The organism is Arthrobacter sp. K5, assembly GCF_040448525.1.
Classification (GTDB): Bacteria; Actinomycetota; Actinomycetes; order Actinomycetales; family Micrococcaceae; genus Arthrobacter; species Arthrobacter globiformis.
In genome coordinates this window covers 4,790,819-4,808,535 of the sequence record NZ_CP159279.1, presented here as the reverse complement: position 1 = coordinate 4,808,535, position 17,717 = coordinate 4,790,819, and the positions used below count along the sequence as shown (strand labels likewise).

Below are 17,717 nucleotides of genomic sequence, written 5' to 3'. Positions count from 1 at the left end.
CAACCCAGCCCAGCATCTGTCTACTGGCCCTGCACCCGGTCATCGATCGAGACCCACGGGCCGGCTTCAGTCAGCGAAGCTTCCCGGGGATCACTACCGAGGACCGCGAATGCGTGATGCGGTTGATCCTCCTGTTTAGTTTTTATGTACTGACGAGGCGGCCCGTTCCGGCAGGAAAGGGCCGCCTCAAAACCAGACTAGCGGCGCAGGCCGAGGCGCTCGATGAGCGAACGGTAGCGGGCGATGTCGGTGTTCTTCAGGTAGGTCAGCATGCGCTTGCGGCGACCAACCATGGCCAGCAGACCGCGCTGGGTGTGGAAGTCGTGCTTGTGCTCCTTCATGTGCTCAGTCAGATCCTTGATCCGCTGAGTCAGAACCGCAATCTGGACCTCCGGCGAACCGGTGTCGCCCTCGGACGTTGCGTATTCCTTGATGATGGACTGCTTTACGGCGGCGTCAAGTGCCACAATAACTCCTAGAGATGTGCCGTGAGGCCCGAGTCAGTAATTCACTGCCGGGGGTGCCGGCGCGGAGGTCCGAAGAACATTCCGCACAAGACAGGATCCAGCAACCACGGACTGCAGCCGGATCCACCGTTTAGTTTACCGGCCGTATTGCAATCTTGTCGAAACGGCAACAGGGCTGGTCACACCCCCGGAAGCAGGTCCCTGATGGCTGCCATGCCGCGGTGGAGTTCGGCAAAGCCGGTGCTCAGCGGCGAAAGTCCGATCCTGATGCCCTGCGGAGCGCGGAAGTCCGGGATGACGTCCCTCTCCCAGAGCCCGGCCGTCACCTCACGGAAGGCGGGATGGTCAACGGTGATGTGGCCTCCGCGGCGGTCCGGGTCCCGGGGTGTAGCAAGCATCACCCCGGCTGGCGCGAGCCAGGCATCGTGCAGTTCCAGCGCGTACGCGGTGAGCTGCCGCGACTTTTGCCGGATGGCGGCCATGCTGACTTCTTCGATCAGGTCAAGCGTGCCGCGCATGGCGATCATCCCGAAGATGGCCGGCGTGCCGCTCAGGAAACCGCGGATGCCGGCGGCCGGTTCGTAGCCGGGCCCCATCTCGAAGGCGTCCTTCCGGCCCATCCATCCCCAGATGGGCTGCGTGAGTCCGGACAGGTGCCGGTCATTGACGTAGGCAAAGGCGGGCGAACCCGGGCCGCCGTTCAGGTACTTGTAGGTGCAGCCCGCGGCAAAGTCCACGTTCCACTCGTCCAGCTGCAGCTCGACGGACCCGGCGGAATGGCACAGGTCCCAGACCACCAGCCCACCGGCGTCGTGCACTGCAGCGGTAATGGCCGGCAAGTCCGCGAGGTGCCCCGAGCGGTAGGCCACGTGGCTGAGGAGGACGACGGCGGTGGCCGGCCCCAGGGCCTGCCTCACCTGTTCGAGGTGGACACCCGAGGCGGGATCCGCCTCGATCCAGCGCAGGGTCAGTCCCTCCTCCCTGGCGATGCCTTCGACGAGATACCGGTCGGTGGGAAAGTTGTCCGTGTCCACCACGATCTCTGTCCGCGCCGGATCCCCGACGGCGGCCAGCGCTGCCCGGATCAGCTTGTACAGCACCACCGTCGTGGAGTCGGCGATGATGGTCTGGCCCGCGGCGGCGCCCAGCACCGCACGCCCCAGCTGGTCGCCGATGGCCTGGGGCATGTCCAGCCATTCCTCGTCCCAGCCCCTGATCAGACGCCCGCCCCAGCCCTCCTGGATGAAGGTGGTTATGTCTCCGGCGGTCCGCTTGAGCGGGCGGCCCAGGGAGTTGCCGTCGAGGTAGGACAGCTCTGTGTCCGCGCCGACGAACAGTCCGCGGTACCTGGCCAGGGGATCGTCGGCGTCGAGGCGTGTGGCCTTTTGAAGCAGGACGTCGGCTGCCTGCATGGTCATTGTCCGATCTCCGTACGCACGGCGAACAGCTCCGGAAAGAACGTCAGCTCAAGGGCCTTTTGCAGGAACGCCGCCCCGGTGGAGCCGCCGGTGCCCGTTTTCATGCCGATGGTGCGCTGCACCGTGCGCAGGTGCCGGAACCGCCACAACTGGAAGTTATCTTCCAGGTCAACCAGCTCCTCACATGCCTCGTATGCACCCCAGTTCTGGGCGGCGTGCTCGTAAATGTGCTTGAACAGGGGCACCAGTCCAGGCTCAAACTCATGTGCCCGGGTCACATCCCTGTTCAGCACCGCCTCGGGAACGTCGAAGCCCTGGCGGTGGAGGTAGGCGAGGAATTCGTCATAGATGCTCGGTGCGTGCAGGACTTCGGTCAGCAGGGCGTGCGCTTCGGGATCGGATTCGAAGACGGGAAGCATCTTCCTGTTCTTGTTGCCCAGCACGAACTCCACGGCGCGGTACTGGCTGGACTGGAATCCGGACGAATTACCCAGGAAGCCGCGGAATTCGGCGTACTCGGTGGGGGTCAGCGTGGCCAGGACCGACCACTGTTCGGTGAGGGTTTTCTGGATGTGCTTGACCCGCGCGATGCCCTTCAGGGCCGAGCCGAGGTCATCCGAACGCAGCTTCTCAGCGGCTGTGCGGAGTTCGTGAAGGACCAGCTTGAGCCACAGCTCCGTGGTCTGGTGCTGGATGATGAACAGCAGTTCGTCATGGTGTTCCGGGACGCTGACGGGCTGCTGGGCGCTGAGCAGTGTGGGCAGCTGAAGGTAGGACGCATAACTCATGCGGGAACTGAAATCGCGCACAATCCCCTTGTCCAGTTTCCTGGTGTTCTTCTCTACGGTCACAGCGTCGCCTTCCTTGCCAATACTGTGTGGTGCAGGACTGCATGGTGCAGTCCCGTGTGGAGCGCGCGGGTCAGCGCTTGAGCAGGATGTCGTGCGTCTGCAGGACGTCCTGGCGCATCTGCTCCACGAGGGCTTCAGGCCCACGGTATGCCACCATGCCACGCAGCCTGGTCACGAACTCCACGACTACTGTCTGGCCGTACAGATCGAAGTCCTCAATGCGCTCCTCAGGCCTGTCGATGACGTGCGCCTCCACCTGTCGGCTCACGCCGTCGAAAGTGGGGTTGGAGCCAACGGAGATCGCGGCCGGCCAGCGCGTCCCGGCCTCATCCACGAGCCAGCCCGCATAGATGCCGTCCGCCGGGATCAGGCCGCTCGCATCACTGGAGAGGTTGGCTGTGGGGAAACCGAGATCCCGGCCGCGCGCGGCGCCGTGGACCACCTCACCCCGCATCCGGTGTGCGCGGCCCAGGACAGCGGCGGCGGTGCCGACATCACCCTCCCGCAGCGCTTCGCGCACCCAAGTGGAGGAACAGCGGCGGTCCGTCCCGCCGTCGTCATGCAGCGGGAAACCTTCGGAGCCGAACTCGCTGATGATCAGGACTTCAAAGCCGAACCTCTCCCCCAGCTCCTGCATGGTGTTCAGGTCGCCGGAGTTGCCCTTGCCGAAGCGGGTGTCGTGACCGATCACCACGTGGCTGGCGTGAAGGCTGTCCACGAGGACCGAGCCGACGAACTCTTCAGGGGTAAGGCTGGCGAGCTCCAGGGAGTACTTCATGACCAGGATGGCGTCCAGTCCGAGCTCGCCCAGCGCCTGGAGTTTGTCGTGCAGGCCCATAATGAGTTCGGGCGCGCTTTCCGGCCGGTGTACCAGGGCCGGGTGGGGGTCGAACGTCACGGCAACCGACTTGGCGCTGTTCAGCCGCGCAGTCCTGATGAGCTGGGACAGCACCTGTTGGTGGCCGCGGTGTACGCCGTCGAAATTGCCGATAGTGACAACGGAAGGACCAAAGTCTTCGGGGACCTCGGTCGGATCATTCCAGATGTGGACCATCAACCTCGCCTTTTACTGCCTGACTGAACTTGCTCCCGGCGCGCCAGGGCCGGAACTCTCTAAGGTTACCTGCAATCCCTGACTGTCACTGACGGCCGGGCGGCCTACCACCTGCACACACGCCCGGCTAGGATGCAGAGGCAGCGGCCGGGCAGTGCTGCCTTGGGCTGAGTTTCATTCGCGTTTTGACCACGGATCGCCTGCGGGACGAGCGGGCCGGAAGGAGCCACGCCATGAGTGATGTCCAGGAGCTGCTGGGACAGATCCCGGTCCAACGGATTGCGTCCCTCCTGGGGACGGACACGGCGTCCGCGCAGGCGGCCGTCGAGGCCGCCGTGCCCACGCTGCTTGCCGGAATGCAGGGCAACGTCCAGGCGCCGGATGGCGCCGCGGCACTGGAAGCCGAACTGGCCAGGCACCGGAACGGACTGGCCGACGGCGACGTTGACCCGTCGCAGGTGGACACCCGGGACGGCGAAAAAATCGTTGGCCATGTCTTCGGCGGCCAGCAGGACCAAGTGGCCAGCCGTCTTGCCGGAACAGCGAACCTCGGCGGTGTCGGCGGAGACCTCGTCCGCCGGCTGCTGCCGATCCTCGCCCCGATCGTCATGTCCTATCTGGCCAAAAAGGTCCTCGGCGGACGGGATTCCGGCGTGCAGGGATCCGGCGCACAGGAGTCCCCGGCCGGAGCCGGCGGAATTGACCTGGGAAGCATCCTCGGGGGAATCCTGGGTGGCTTTGGTTCCGGCGGGGTGGGTTCAGGGGGCCTTGGCGATATCCTCGGCGGCATTCTTGGCGGCAGCCCGAAACCGCAGCAGGCTCCGCTGACAGAGCAGGACCAGGAACCACCTGCGCAATCCGGCCCGGCACCGGATACAACTGACTCAGTGCCACCGGCGCACCGGTCTGTGACGCCCGGTGAGCTGATCGAGGTGGACCTGTCCGACGAGAATCGCTAGATCTGACCCCTGGATCGCTAGATCTGAACCCTAGGCAGCCGCGGCTGCCGGCCGCCGCCGGTAGAGCCAGATGAGGCCCAGGATCGGCAGGATCAGCGGAACGAAGGCGTAGCCGCGGCCAAACGCGGACCACACGGTTTCGTGCGGGAACTGCACGGAGTCGAACAGGCTCAGCGCCCCCACGATAATGACGCCGACCAGTTCCACCAGGACGGCGACCAGGGACACCTTGAACCAGGTGCGGCCGGCCTTGGCCAGTGACACCGTGGCCACGACGTAAACGACGGCGGCGAAGGCGGAGAGCAGGTAGGCCAGCGGCGCCTCGGAGAACTTGGTGAGGATCTGGTAGCCGGCCCGTGCGGTGGCCGAAATGGCAAAGATGGCGTAGACAGCGATGAGGAGCCGGCCGGGACCGGTGTTCCTCGTGTCTGCGGGGCGTTTGCCGGTGTGTTCGGACGTATAAGTCACGTTGCGTGCTTCTTCCACTTCAGTACCAGATCTGATTCATGCGGGCGGCCATGACGAGGGCGGTGACTCCGACGGCTGCCAGGACGAAGTTGCTCCAGCGGGTCCGTTCCAGGATGGACCAGTACACGGCGGCAACGGGCAGCAGGAGGGCGGTGGCGAGGTAGCCCCAGAATTCCCAGGCCTCCCCGGCGATCTGCTCCCCCGCGATGACCCGCACGATGGAACCCGCCAAGTAGACCAGTAGGGCCAGTTCGACGGCGGCCACCGAAAGGATGGTGATGTCGTTCGGGGCCTTCTTCATGATGCCCGCCGCCACACAGACGAGTGTGGACAGCAGGCCGACAGCCAGGATGATATAGAAATATGCGTCCAACGCTAGACCTGCCCGCCGTCGCCGGCACGTGAACCATTCGGAACGCCGGGACTGTTGGAGCCGCCGGGGCCCGTTCCCGGGGCGAAAACCAGCACTGGTTTGGCGAAGCTTCCGCTGTCCGCGAGCAGCGCCACAAGCGACCCGTCTGGCGCGAACGCGGCTGCGGGCTTCTCCGCAGTGGCGGCGCCGGGTGTGCCCGCCGCGGTTCCGGCTGCGATGCGCCGGCCGAAGGAGATCTCGGTGGTTTCATCTGCGCTCAGTTCCCGGTTGGGCATGAGCGCCCTGGCCGCCTGCGACATTTCCAGGATTTCGAGGTCTTCGGCGAGCTGTTCGAGGGTGCGCGCCTGGTCCAGCGAGTAGGGTCCGACGTTTGTCCGCCGCAATGCGGTCAGGTGCCCGCCGACGCCGAGCGAGTTGCCGAGGTCCCGGGCGAGGGCACGGATGTAGGTGCCGGAGGAGCATTCCACCGTGACGTCGACGTCCACCACCTCCATGTCGTGTCCGGCGGCCTGGTCCCGGCGGATTCCGTGAATGTCGAAGCGGTGGATGGTGACCGGCCGGGCAGCCAGCTGGACATCTTCCCCGGAACGTACGCGGGCGTAGGACCGTTCACCGTTGACCTTGATGGCGCTGACGCTGCTCGGCACCTGCTGGATCTCCCCCGTGAGGGATCCAACGCCGGAGCGGATGGCGTCCTCGGTCAGGGACGCGGCACTCGCCCGGCTGACAACTTCGCCTTCTGCGTCATCCGTGATGGTGGATTCCCCCAGCCGGATGGTTGCCGTGTAGGTCTTGGACGTGCCCACGATATACGTGAGCAGCCGCGTTGCTTTGTTGATGCCGAGCACCAGCACGCCGGTGGCCATGGGATCCAGCGTTCCCGCGTGGCCCACTTTCCGGGTACCGGCGATCCGCCGCATCCGTCCAACCACATCGTGGCTGGTCCATCCCTGCGGCTTGTCCACTATTACCAGTCCAGAAAGCACGCCTATCAGTATATCGGGGACGCGGCGGGGGTATTGGGCCGCGTCGGGGGCCAGGGCACGCCCGGCGCTAGGATGGCAGTCATGCCCGAGCTTTCCGCGCACATACGCGACGTACCCGTCAACCAGATCCGCGAAATCACCGAGGCAGCGTGGCGGACCCCGGGGGCGCTGATCCTGAGCATCGGCGAGCCCGGGTTCCCGCTCCCCCGCCACGTCCTGGATGCCGGGATCGCGTGCCTGGACCGTGACGAGACCAACTACACTCCGAACGCCGGGATCCCGCAGCTGCGCGAGGCTTTCGCCGCCAGGTTCCGGGAGCAGTCCGGCGTAGACATCGGGGCGGACCGCGTATATGTGGTCGACGGCGCCCAGCAGGGCCTGCACTTCGCCATGAGCCTGCTGCTCGCACCCGGCGACGAAATCCTGATTCCCAATCCGGGCTATCCCACGTTTGCCATGACCAGCCGGCTGCTGCACGCCGTCCCTGTGCAGTACCCCCTTTACCCCGCGCACGATTTCCAGCCCCGGATCGCGGATATCGAGGCGCTCATCACGGACCGGACGCGCGTGCTCATGCTCAACTCGCCGTCGAACCCCCTGGGCGCCGTTCTCCGGGAGGACCTGACCCGGGAACTCGTGGAACTGGCCCGCCGCCACGACCTGTGGATCATCTCGGATGAGTGCTATGAGGCCTTCACGTACGACGTCCCGCACGCGAGTCCTGCCCGGTTCGATAGCACCGACCCCGGTGAAGCACGCGTGTTCACGTCGCTGACGCTGTCCAAGACGTATGGGCTCACCGGTCTGCGTATTGGAGCGCTGGTGTGCCCGCCCGGACTGGAGCAGCGGATGAACAACGTCATGGAGGCGATCGTCTCCTGCGTGGCGTCACCGTCCCAGTACGCGGCGCTCGCCGCGTTGACCGGCCCGCAGGACTATGTGTCGCAGGCCCACGCGCACTACCGTGCCAACCGCGACGCGGCGTCGGCCGTGTTGGCGGAGAAGGGCATTCCCTTCCTGAGCGCGCAGGGGGCGTTCTACCTGTGGGCGGACGTCTCGCACGTGAGCGGCGGAGACGTCCGGGCCTGGGTCAAACAGTTCCTCGCCGAGGCCGGCGTCTCGTTTGCTCCTGGAACCGCCTTTGGCTCCATCGGCGAGGGCTGGATCCGGATTGCGTTGTGCGGTGACCAAAGGGAACTGGTCGAAGGCGTGGGCAGGCTCCCCCGGAGGTAGCCCGGCCCGGTAACAGGTTTCAGTAGTCGGTGCGTTCGGCGTTGTTGCGCCAGGCATCGAAAGGGTTGCCCGACGTAGGAACCGGGATGTGGCTGACAGGCAGCAGTTCCGGCCGGGAGCCGCCGAAGTATTCGTAGAAGAGCGCGTCGTCAAATCCCGCGGCGGCTGCGCCGTGCCGGTCGGCGGCGAAGTACACGCGGTCGACACGCGCCCAGAGCGCCGCCGCGAGGCACAGTGGGCAGGGCTCGCAGCTGGCGTACAGGACAGCGCCGCTGAGATCAAAGTTCCGGGTCTCTGCGGCGGCGGTGCGTATCGCCACCACCTCGGCATGGGCGGTGGGGTCGTTGTCCCGGGTGACGCGGTTAACCCCTTCGTGGACGGTGCCGTCGGCTGTTACCACTAGCGCGCCGAACGGCCCGCCGCCGGCCGCGACGTTCCGCTGGGCCAATGCCACGGCTTCGGTCAGGTATTCGGTCACATCTGCAGCTGATGGGTGGGCGCGCATGGTCTGATCATAGCCAGCCTGAGGGCGCTGCGGGACAGCCGGGGTTCCGTTTATTCCCGTTGGGGTCGTGAGCGGAAGTAGTGGTTGCGGCGGGGTTTTCGGTGGGGGTCGAGTTCTGGTGGGGGTTTGAACCAGGGGACTTCGTTGGTGATTTCGATGGTCCATAGTTCTTTGTGGATGAGGTGGTGGTGGTGGGTGCAGAGGAGGACGCCGTTGCCGGTGCCGGTGGTTCCGCCCCGTGACCAGTAGGTGATGTGGTGGGCTTCGCACCAGGGCGCGGGGATGGTGCAGTCGGGGAACGCGCAGCCCTGGTCCCGGGCCATGATGGCTTTGCGGATGTGGGGCGGGAAGACCCGTGAGGCGCGGCCGATGTCCAGGATCCGGCCGTCGCTGCCGAGGACGACGGGGATGAGGTCGGCGTCGCAGGCGATTTTGCGGATCGTGGCGGGGTTTACCGGGCCGGAGAAGGCGAACAGGGCGGTCCCGTCGCCGGTCCGGCCGGTGTAGCCCGGCCGGGGGCCCTGCACTCCTTGGAACGAAGGCGCTCCTTAGAACGAAGGCGCGCTTTGGGACCACTGCGTGCCCTGCGAGGACTCCTGCGGCGGTGCTGCCCGGTCCTGCGGCGGTGCGGCCCACTGTGCGTTGTGCCGTTGCTGGAGTTCGGCGAGGAGGTCGCGGTAGTTGATGGTGACCAGGATCTGGGGCCGGTGTCCGCCGTTGGCGGGCAGGGTGTCGGTGGTGAGGGCGGTTTGGCAGGCGCCGACGAGTCCGTCGAGTCTCTTCTGGCCCTGGGACCGGTGGTCCAGCGGGATTTCCGGGAGGTCCGGGGTGTCCCAGCCGGCCGGGCCGCCCTGTTCCCCGGCCCCGTCACCGTTCGTCCCGTCACTGCCGGTCCCGTCACTGCCGGTCCCGGAACTGCTGTCCGCGGTTGCTTCGGTGCCGGTCCCGGTCGCGTCGGTCCCGGTTGTGTCGGTGCCGGTTGGGGTGCCGGGTGTCGGGGTGCGGGGGTTGGTGGCGGTGTTCATGGCGGTGGTGAGGGTTTCGAATTGTTCGGTGGTGGCGAAGATTTCCAGGTGCTGCAGGCCGTGTTTGGGGCGGCGGATGAAGGCGCCCTGGATCTGGCGGAGGGCCGGTTCGGAGGGTTCGGTCCCGTCCTGGTCGATGGCCTCGGCCCAGTGTTTGGTGACCCGGGTGAGGAAGTCGCCGTCGCTTTCGACGGCGGTTTGGGTCAGGGCGTGTTCCATCGCGGCGGTGAGGTCCGCGGTGGTGAGGTGCCGGGCCCGGTCCAGGGCCAGGGTGATGGTGGTCCCGGCGCGGGAGCCGATCCGGGCGGCGCTGACCGCGGCGGCGAGTTCTTCGTAGCGGGGCGGGAGCGGCTGCCCGCCGAACCCGGTCCGGGGAAGGACGGCGTCGGCCAGGGCGAGGCGGCGGCGGGCTTCGGCGGCCGGGATCCGCAGCCTGGCCTGCAGGAACTCGACAGTGGTCCGGGACCCGTCATCCCCCGGCCCCGGGCCCGCTGCGGCGGCGGGGCCGGGGACGAGGGGTGCCGCGGCCGTCAGCGGCCCGGTGAACGCCCCGGCGCGGGCCCGGTCCACCGCGCCGGCGGCCACCACCTGCAGAAACTCCACGTGGCGGGAGAGCTGCTCGACCCGGTCCGCGAAATCCGCGGCCTGCCCGAAACCCCACAACGCCGTGTCTTCGGCGGTGATCGCGTTCGAGGCCAGATCAGCAAGGCTGCGGTCCACCACGTCCGCCCCGGAAGAAACGACCTGCAGGGCGTTGGCACCGACAGAAGCCAACCCACCGGCAGCAGCCAACCCACCGGCACCGGGCCCAAGGGCCCGGTCCGCGGTGAATCCCCCCATGGCTTCCATGGAACCAGTCTGGTCCGGGGGTCTGACATTAAAAGCCCCGCCGCCTGAGGGCCCCAAAAGTTTTTTCGCGGACGACCCGAAGCGGGAGTCCAACGCGGACACATGGAACTGCGCCATCGACAGGCCCCGAAAGCCGGGCTTAGAATACGCGCGTCGGGGGACCCGATTTTCGGACCACATATCGGTCTCAATGTTCTGGATGCGCACCATTGACATTGGAGACGGTATGGAAAAGCAACGAGCACTTTGGGCAGCCGTCGCGGCTGCCTCACTCCTCTTGTCGGCGTCCCCGGCGGGCCACGCGGCTCCGGCAGGCAATGCAGCAGGGAGCCAGTCAGCACCGGCCGTTCTTGCCAAGGGCCTGCTGACCCCGCTCCACCTCAGCGACGGACAGGACGGTTCGGTTCTGGTCAGCGAGGAATTCGCGGGGCAGCTGACGAAAATCGCCCGGGACGGCAGCAAATCCGTGGTCTACCGGAACGCGGCCTGGGATGTGGCCGGCAGCGACCGTCGTGGCCGGACCATTTACCTGGCCGAGAGCCAGGGTGCCGGCCCCATGGATCCGAGGCCGTTGGCTGGACACATCAGGAGCATTGACTCCGGCGGCAAGCACCGCACCTTTGGCGACCTTGCTGCCCTGGAGATGAAGCACAACCCCGACGGCGGCATCAGCTACGGCTTCAAGGACCTTCCCGCCGACTGCGTTGCAAAGCTGCCCAAAGATGTGCCGGTTTCCTACAAGGGCCAGATCGATTCGCATCCTTATGGAATCGATGTCTATGGCGACACCATTTACGTAGCCGACGCCGGAGCCAACGCCATCGTCTCGGTCGACGTGGAGTCAGGCGAGGCCGAAAGCGTTGCCGTACTGCCGGCACGGCCGCACACGTTCACTGCAGCGGAAGCCGCGGCCCTCAAGCTTCCGGGCTGCATCGTCGGTCACACCTACCGCTTCGAGCCCGTGCCCACCGACGTCAAGCGCGGACCGGATGGCTGGCTGTACGTCTCCGTGCTCCCCGGCGGCCCGGAGGACCCTGCGCTGGGTGCCCGCGGAGCGGTGTACAAGGTCAATCCCCACAACGGCCGCGTGAAGCTGTTCGCTGACGACGTGATGTCACCCACCGGACTGGACATGGACGACGACGGGCACGTGTACGTTGCCTCCCTGTTCGGTAAGGGCGTGCTGCGGCTGTCTGCCCACTCAGGCAAGCAGACGGTGGTCCTTCCGGGAATGCTCACGGCCGACGTCGACATCAGGGGCGAAAGCATCTACGCGACGGTCAATTCCCTGCCGGCACCGAATGCCGCACCGGACGGCCGCGTCGTGAAGGCGCCTCTCGACGACTGACAAGAAAGAGGATTAAAAGAAAGGGTGCGGCCGGATCGAAGAGATCCGTCCGCACCCTTACGGCGCTTGAGGGCTTGGGCTCCCAGTGCAGAGCCGGAAACGCTAGCGGTTCCGGTCCTCGTCTATTGTCTCGTCGTCGGCCAGGTCCAGGTCCTCTTCGTCGAAGTCGTCTTCGTCGATTTCCACGTCCGGCTGGACGTCGCTCTTGTACGGGTCGGCGTCACCTGCGTGCTTGGCCTTCTCGGCCAGGGCAGCCACCTCGGCGTCGCGCCGCTTGGCCTCCCGGAGCAGTTCCTCCAGGTTGGAGGCGTTCACCGGGATCTGGTCGGCCACGAACTCGAGTGTGGGGGTAAGCCGGGCGGTGATGTTGCGGCCCACTTCCTGCCGCAGCACACCCTTGGCCTTCTCCAGGCCTCTGGCGGCGTCAACCTGCACGGCCTGGTCACCGAACACGGTGTAGTAGATGGTGGCATGCTGCAGGTCATTGGTCACCCGGGCATCAGTGACGGTAATCCCCTCAAGCCGGGGATCCTTGACCTTCCGGCCCAAAGCCTCAGCAACAACAACCTTAATCCGCTGCGCCATCTTGGCAGCGCGTGCCGGATCAGCCATTACATCCTCCTGGATAGAAATAGAAAACTGGGGGCGCGCCAACGCATGGAACAACGTTAGCGCGTAGCGATTGAGGGGGCCTGGGAGTGGCATCTAAGGAGATGGCCGCGGGCCCCGACACGAGCTTGCGAGTGTTGGGAAGGCCAGCTCCGCTGCCGGAGCTGGGCGGCTCGGGATCGAAGATCCTAAGCCGCCCAGCGTAGGGGCGGGGCGCCCCCAAAACTCGGAGGCTCCCGGGTCGGGCGAAAGTGCGGGGCCGCCGGGAAAAACCCAACGGCCCCGCACCTGTGAAACTCACACGACTAGACGCGCGGCTTCTCGCGCATCTCGAAGGTCTCGATGATGTCGCCTTCGGTGATGTCGTTGTACGAGCCAAGGCCGATACCGCACTCGAAGTCCGTGCGGACCTCGGTGACGTCGTCCTTGAAGCGCTTGAGCGTCTCCACCGTGAGGTTGTCGCCAATGAGCTTGCCGGCGCGGGTGATGCGGGCCTTCGTGTTGCGTCGGATGGTACCGGTGCGAACGATGGAACCTGCGATGTTGCCGAACTTGGAGGAACGGAACACTTCGCGGACCTCGGCGGTGCCCAGCTGGACCTCTTCGTACTCCGGCTTGAGCATGCCCTTGAGGGCCAGCTCGATGTCATCGATGGCTGAGTAGATGACGGAGTAGAAGCGCATGTCCACGCCTTCGCGGTCTGCCAGTTCGGCAACACGCTCGGCAGGCTTGACGTTGAAGCCGATGATGACGGCGCTGTCGACCGTAGCCAGGTTGACGTCGTTCTGCGTGATCGCACCAACACCGCGGTGGATAACGCGGAGCTGGACGCCTTCGCCGACGTCGATCTTGAGCAGCGCGTCTTCGAGGGCTTCCACGGCACCGGAGACGTCACCCTTGAGGATGAGGTTGAGGGTGTCGATCTTGCCTTCGGCGACGGCCTGGTCGAAGTCTTCCAGGCTGATGCGCTTGCGGCGCTTGGCGAGTTGGGCGTTGCGGTCGGCCGCTTCACGCTTTTCGGCGATCTGTCGGGCGGTACGCTCGTCGGCGGTCACCAGGAAGGTGTCACCGGCGCGCGGCACGTTGGACAGGCCGAGGACCTGAACCGGGCGGGACGGCAGTGCGACGTCGAGGGCTTCGCCGTCTTCGTCGAACATTGCACGGACGCGGCCGTGCGCCGTGCCGGCAACGATCGTGTCGCCGACCGCGAGGGTACCGGACTGCACCAGGACGGTGGCCACGGAACCGCGGCCCTTGTCCAGGTTCGCTTCGATGGCGATGCCTCGGGCGGCCTTGTCCGGGTTGGCCCGCAGGTCCAGCGCGGCGTCGGCAGTCAGCAGCACGGCGTCGATCAGTTCATCGATGTTGATGTTCTGGCGGGCAGAGACCTCAACGAACATGGTGTCGCCACCGTATTCTTCGGGAACCAGGCCGTACTCGGTGAGCTGGCCCTTGACCTTGTCCGGGTTCGCGCCTTCCTTGTCGATCTTGTTCACGGCCACGACGATCGGCACGTTGGCCGCCTGGGCGTGGTTGAGTGCTTCAACGGTCTGGGGCATCACGCCGTCGTCCGCTGCCACAACCAGGATGGCGATGTCCGTGACCTTCGCGCCACGGGCACGCATGGCGGTGAACGCCTCGTGACCCGGGGTGTCGATGAAGGTGATGTCGCGCAGCGCACCCTCGTGCTCGTGGCTGATCTGGTAGGCACCGATGTGCTGCGTGATGCCACCGTGCTCGCCGGCGACGACATCCGAGTTGCGGATGGCGTCGAGCAGGCGGGTCTTACCGTGGTCAACGTGACCCATGACGGTGACTACCGGAGGACGTGCCTCAAGCTCTTCGTCACCTTCGGCCTCGAGTTCGGCTTCGACGTCGATATCGAAGGCGCTGAGCAGTTCGCGCTCCTCATCCTCCGGGGAAACGACCTGCAGCTTGTAACCGAGTTCCTCGCCGAGAAGTGCAAAGGTGTCCTCATCCAGCGACTGGGTTGCCGTTGCCATTTCACCGAGGTGGAAGAGCACGGTAACCAGTGCGGCGGGGTTCGCCTCGATCTTGTCAGCGAAGTCCGTGATGGACGATCCACGACGAAGCCGGATAACGGTGTTGCCATCGCCGCGGGGTACGCTCACGCCACCCAGCGACGGTGCGCTCATCTGCTCAAGTTCCTGGCGCTTTGCGCGCTTCGACTTGCGCTGCTTGCCGCGGCCAGCGCCGCCCTTGCCGAACGCACCCTGGGTGCCACCGCGACCGCGGCCACCCTTGCCGAAGCCACCGCCGGCCGGAGCACCGCCGCCGCCACCGGGACCGCCGGTTCCGGGAGCGCCGGGACGGCCGGGACCGCGTCCGCCGCCACCGGGACGGCCGGCACCTGCAGGTGCGGGACGCTCGGTGCGGTTAGGCATCATCCCAGGCGTGGGGCGGTTTCCGCCGGCACCCGGACGGGGACCGCCGGGACGGGGGCCGCCTGCACCAGCTGCAGGACGCGGGCCGGGCGTAGCGCCTGGACGCGGAGCACCGGGGCGGGGTCCGCCTGCGCCGGCTGCAGGACGCGGGCCGCCGGGACGGTCGCCGTCAGTGCGGCCGCCGCCGGGACGGGGCATGCCCTGGGACGTGGCAAACGGGTTATTGCCCGGGCGCGGCGGACGGTCACCGTCTCCTCCGCGGCCGCGGGGCATGCCCTGGGACGTGGCGAAGGGGTTATTGCCGGGGCGGGGGCCGCCGGGACGCGGTGCGCCGCCCGGACGTGAGGGGGTCTCAGCCTTGGGCGCGGGGCGTGCTCCCGGCTTCGCACCGGTGGAGGGCGCGGCGGGCGTTGCGGCAGCCGGAGCTGCCGGAGCGGCGGGCGCAGCCGGAGCTGCAGGCGCCTCTGCCTTGGGGGCCGGTGCCGGTGCCGGTGCCGGTGCAGGCGCAGGCGCAGCAGCCTTGGGGGCAGCGGGGCCGGGAGCCGGCGCGGGACGGGTTTCCGCCGGCTTTGCCGGGGACCTGGGGGCGGCTGCGGGGGCTTCGGACTTCGAAGCGGCGGCAGCCGGGAACGCGTTGCGGAGTTTCCGCACCACGGGGGCCTCAATGGTGGAAGAGGCGGAGCGAACAAATTCGCCCAGTTCCTGCAGTTTGGTTACTGCATCTTTGGAAGTAATACCGAGCTCTTTTGCAAGCTCATGTACGCGGACCTTGGCCACATTTCTCCTGTCTCGGTCCGCACCGAGCCAGGCACGAACCGTCTACTTCTTACTGCGGGCCCCCGCTGCGGTTACAGCTGAAAGGCCCATTGCAGAGCGCAACAAAGTTGTCATCGTTACGCACTCATCGCTGGGAACTCATCGGGTTTCCATCAGATTTCTGACCCGCTTTCAGGTTGGACGGTTGGTACTGCAGACGCCGGGACGTCGGCAGCGTGCGCTCCTGCCGTTATCCGGCGTTCGACGGCGGCCGTTCCGGTTGACCCGTTGAGGGCCCTTCCGAAGGCTCGCCGCTTGACCGCCAGGGCCAGGCACGCTTCGCTGGGGTGCAGCCATGCACCCCGGCCAGCCATCCGGCGTCGTTCATCCACCACGACGGCGGACGAACCGCCGGTGTCGGAGACGAGCCGGAGCAACTCTGACCGCGGCCCCTTTTTCCGGCATCCGATGCAGGTACGCAGCGGCTGATTCCCGAGTTGTTGCACGTGTGCCACTGCCGAGTTTCTTCCTGCCTGTACCTATCTGCCTGCCCGGCCGCCCGCCTCTGCCTTTCGGCAGGACCCGGCGCTCGAACACGCTGATGCCGGCCGCTAGGCGCGGCCAAGTTCTATTCTAGCCCCTCACGGGGCCTATACCCGAAACCGGAAACCGAAACTGCCCGCCGCGGGGGCGGGCAGTTCGATCAGGCCAAGAGCTTGTGCCGGACGGATTTTCCTCTGTCCGGCTGGCGCTGCTAACCGCGCGGAGCGGCGGCGTCGGAGACGATATCGATTCGCCACCCCGTCAGTTTGGCGGCGAGGCGGGCGTTCTGCCCCTCCTTGCCGATGGCAAGGGAGAGCTGGTAATCCGGCACCACGACGCGGGCTGAACGGGTGGCCTCGTCGGTGATGGTGACTGAATTCACACGCGACGGCGACAGGGCACTGGCGATGAAGGTGGCCGGATCCTCGCTGAAGTCAACGATGTCGATCTTTTCGTCGTTCAGTTCGGTCATGACCGCCCGCACGCGCGAGCCCATTTCGCCGATGCACGCACCCTTCGCGTTGATGCCCTGGGTGTTTGCCTTGACTGCGATCTTGGTGCGGTGCCCGGCTTCGCGGGCCAGGGCGACAATCTCCACGGAGCGGTCGGCGATCTCCGGGACTTCGAGTTCGAAAAGCTTCCGGACCAGGCCGGGGTGCGAACGGGAAAGGGTGATGGACGGGCCCTTGGTGCCCCGGTGCACATCGATGACGTAAGCACGAAGCCGGTTCCCGTGGATGTACTTCTCCCCCGGCACCTGCTCCGGCGGCGGAAGCAGTGCTTCCACCGTGCCCAGGTTGACCTGGATCATGTGGGGGTTGTTGCCCTGCTGGATCAGCCCGGCAACAAGTTCACCCTCACGGCCCTTGAACTCGCCCAGAACGTTGTCATCCTCAACGTCGCGCAGCCGCTGCAGAATGATCTGCCGGGCGGTGCTGGCGGCGATACGGCCGAACCCGGCCGGTGTGTGCTCGAACTCGCCGATAGGTGCACCGTCGTCGTCGATTTCCGTGGCCCAGATGGTTACGTGGCCGCTCTTGCGGTCCAGCTCCGCCCGGGCCTTTTCGAAGGCGCCCGGCGACTTGTGGTAGGCGACAAGCAGTGCCTGCTCGATCGTGGGGATGAGGAGATCCAGCGGGATTTCGCGCTCACGCTCCAGGAGTCTCAGCGCGCTCATGTCAATATCCATCAGGCCTCCTCAGAAGGTCCATTGTGCTCAGTTTCCAGACCGGCCTCGTCGAGGCGGCTGAACTCAATTTCGACTTTTCCGCTGCGGATCTTGTCGAAAGGAAGTTTTACGGGGTCGCCCTGCCTGGGCTTCATGCCCTTTTTCACGGCAATTTCGGGAACCAGGGTCACGCCGGCGTCGTCAACGGAGCTGATCCTGCCCGTGACGTTCTCGCCCTGGATCACGTTGACGCTCACCATGCGCCCGCGGGCGCGGTGCCAGTGCCGGGGCTCGGTCAGCGGCCGCCCCACGCCGGGCGATGAAACCTCAAGATCATAGGGACGGCTGTCCGTGCTGGGGTCGCTGTCCAGGATGTCGGAGAGTTCCTTGGAGATGTCCGCGATGACGTCAAGGCTCACGCCGCCCGTCTCTTCCTGCGGCAGGTCCACCACTACGTGGACCACACGGTTGGAACCTGCGATGTGGATGGCAACATCCTCCAGGTAGAGCCGGTGCGACTGGACCGCGGGTTCCAGCAGCGCCCGGAGGCGTTCAGCCTCGGGATTGTGGACAGCCGCGGGTTCAGCCTTTCCCGCGCTGGTCCGGTCTGATGAAGTCGTGGCTTCTGCATTGCTCACGATGCCGGCCGCCTCCCGTTAGATGATGTTGTGACTACTAGCGTAGCGATTTTCCGGGCGGC

At 66.3% G+C, this 17,717-nt stretch carries 16 protein-coding genes and 1 pseudogene; 3 read left to right on the top strand and 14 right to left on the bottom strand.

What is annotated here, in order from left to right; genetic code table 11:
• Positions 1-197: 197 nt before the first annotated feature.
• The 4 genes from rpsO to ABRP34_RS21845 form a co-directional block, all read right to left on the bottom strand.
• On the bottom strand, positions 198-467 hold the full coding sequence (gene rpsO / locus ABRP34_RS21860; protein WP_003798808.1) for a 30S ribosomal protein S15: 270 nt from the start codon (positions 465-467) through the stop codon (positions 198-200).
• Between the two features lie 179 nt (positions 468-646).
• Entirely contained in the window at positions 647-1,885 is a 1,239-nt protein-coding gene (gene kynU, locus ABRP34_RS21855) for a kynureninase (RefSeq protein ID WP_353711763.1), read from the bottom strand.
• Complete coding sequence (kynA, locus tag ABRP34_RS21850) at positions 1,882-2,736, bottom strand: tryptophan 2,3-dioxygenase (protein WP_003798812.1); 855 nt, start codon at positions 2,734-2,736, stop codon at positions 1,882-1,884. The genes kynU and kynA overlap by 4 nt, the downstream gene beginning before the upstream one ends.
• A gap of 70 nt (positions 2,737-2,806) precedes the next feature.
• The gene (locus ABRP34_RS21845; protein WP_003798813.1) at positions 2,807-3,790 is read right to left on the bottom strand and encodes a bifunctional riboflavin kinase/FAD synthetase; all 984 of its coding nucleotides are present in this window, start codon (positions 3,788-3,790) and stop codon (positions 2,807-2,809) included.
• Positions 3,791-4,023: 233 nt separating this feature from the next.
• Between ABRP34_RS21845 and ABRP34_RS21840 the strand changes: the two genes are divergently transcribed.
• On the top strand, positions 4,024-4,749 hold the full coding sequence (locus ABRP34_RS21840) for a DUF937 domain-containing protein (RefSeq protein WP_353711762.1): 726 nt from the start codon (positions 4,024-4,026) through the stop codon (positions 4,747-4,749).
• Between the two features lie 30 nt (positions 4,750-4,779).
• Here ABRP34_RS21840 and ABRP34_RS21835 read toward each other — a convergent pair whose 3' ends face one another.
• From ABRP34_RS21835 to truB, 3 genes are read right to left on the bottom strand one after another with little or no spacing between them, the layout of a single operon-like run.
• A complete protein-coding gene (locus ABRP34_RS21835; protein ID WP_353711761.1) occupies positions 4,780-5,217 on the bottom strand; it encodes a hypothetical protein in 438 nt (145 codons plus the stop codon).
• Positions 5,218-5,236: 19 nt separating this feature from the next.
• Positions 5,237-5,590 (bottom strand): hypothetical protein, encoded by a 354-nt coding sequence (locus ABRP34_RS21830; protein ID WP_353711760.1) that lies wholly within the window; start codon positions 5,588-5,590, stop codon positions 5,237-5,239.
• A gap of 2 nt (positions 5,591-5,592) precedes the next feature.
• Positions 5,593-6,576, bottom strand: a complete 984-nt coding sequence (gene truB / locus ABRP34_RS21825) for a tRNA pseudouridine(55) synthase TruB (RefSeq protein WP_353711759.1) — start codon at positions 6,574-6,576, stop codon at positions 5,593-5,595.
• 81 nt (positions 6,577-6,657) lie between these two features.
• Here truB and ABRP34_RS21820 point away from each other — a divergent pair, with 81 nt between their 5' ends.
• Positions 6,658-7,809 carry a pyridoxal phosphate-dependent aminotransferase gene (locus ABRP34_RS21820; protein ID WP_353711758.1) on the top strand — a complete coding sequence of 384 codons (1,152 nt, stop codon included), beginning with the start codon at positions 6,658-6,660 and terminating at the stop codon, positions 7,807-7,809.
• Positions 7,810-7,828: 19 nt separating this feature from the next.
• Here the strand turns inward: ABRP34_RS21820 and ABRP34_RS21815 are convergent, their stop codons facing one another.
• A complete protein-coding gene (locus tag ABRP34_RS21815; RefSeq protein WP_353711757.1) occupies positions 7,829-8,314 on the bottom strand; it encodes a nucleoside deaminase in 486 nt (161 codons plus the stop codon).
• A 50-nt stretch (positions 8,315-8,364) separates the two neighbouring features.
• Positions 8,365-10,062, bottom strand: a pseudogene (locus ABRP34_RS21810) (DUF222 domain-containing protein).
• A gap of 352 nt (positions 10,063-10,414) precedes the next feature.
• On the opposite strand from ABRP34_RS21810, the gene ABRP34_RS21805 reads away from it, so the two are divergent.
• Positions 10,415-11,536, top strand: a complete 1,122-nt coding sequence (locus tag ABRP34_RS21805) for a ScyD/ScyE family protein (RefSeq protein WP_353711756.1) — start codon at positions 10,415-10,417, stop codon at positions 11,534-11,536.
• A 102-nt stretch (positions 11,537-11,638) separates the two neighbouring features.
• Here the strand turns inward: ABRP34_RS21805 and rbfA are convergent, their stop codons facing one another.
• The 5 genes from rbfA to rimP all read right to left on the bottom strand — a co-directional run bounded on the left by rbfA (position 11,639) and on the right by rimP (position 17,655).
• A complete protein-coding gene (gene rbfA / locus ABRP34_RS21800; protein ID WP_314192868.1) occupies positions 11,639-12,148 on the bottom strand; it encodes a 30S ribosome-binding factor RbfA in 510 nt (169 codons plus the stop codon).
• A 302-nt stretch (positions 12,149-12,450) separates the two neighbouring features.
• Positions 12,451-15,327, bottom strand: a complete 2,877-nt coding sequence (gene infB, locus ABRP34_RS21795) for a translation initiation factor IF-2 (protein WP_353711755.1) — start codon at positions 15,325-15,327, stop codon at positions 12,451-12,453.
• Between the two features lie 152 nt (positions 15,328-15,479).
• A complete protein-coding gene (locus tag ABRP34_RS21790) occupies positions 15,480-15,812 on the bottom strand; it encodes a YlxR family protein (RefSeq protein ID WP_245531455.1) in 333 nt (110 codons plus the stop codon).
• A gap of 248 nt (positions 15,813-16,060) precedes the next feature.
• On the bottom strand, positions 16,061-17,038 hold the full coding sequence (nusA, locus tag ABRP34_RS21785) for a transcription termination factor NusA (RefSeq protein WP_003798366.1): 978 nt from the start codon (positions 17,036-17,038) through the stop codon (positions 16,061-16,063).
• Positions 17,038-17,655 carry a ribosome maturation factor RimP gene (rimP, locus tag ABRP34_RS21780; RefSeq protein ID WP_353711754.1) on the bottom strand — a complete coding sequence of 206 codons (618 nt, stop codon included), beginning with the start codon at positions 17,653-17,655 and terminating at the stop codon, positions 17,038-17,040. Before rimP ends, nusA begins: the two co-directional genes overlap by 1 nt.
• Positions 17,656-17,717 lie beyond the last annotated feature (62 nt).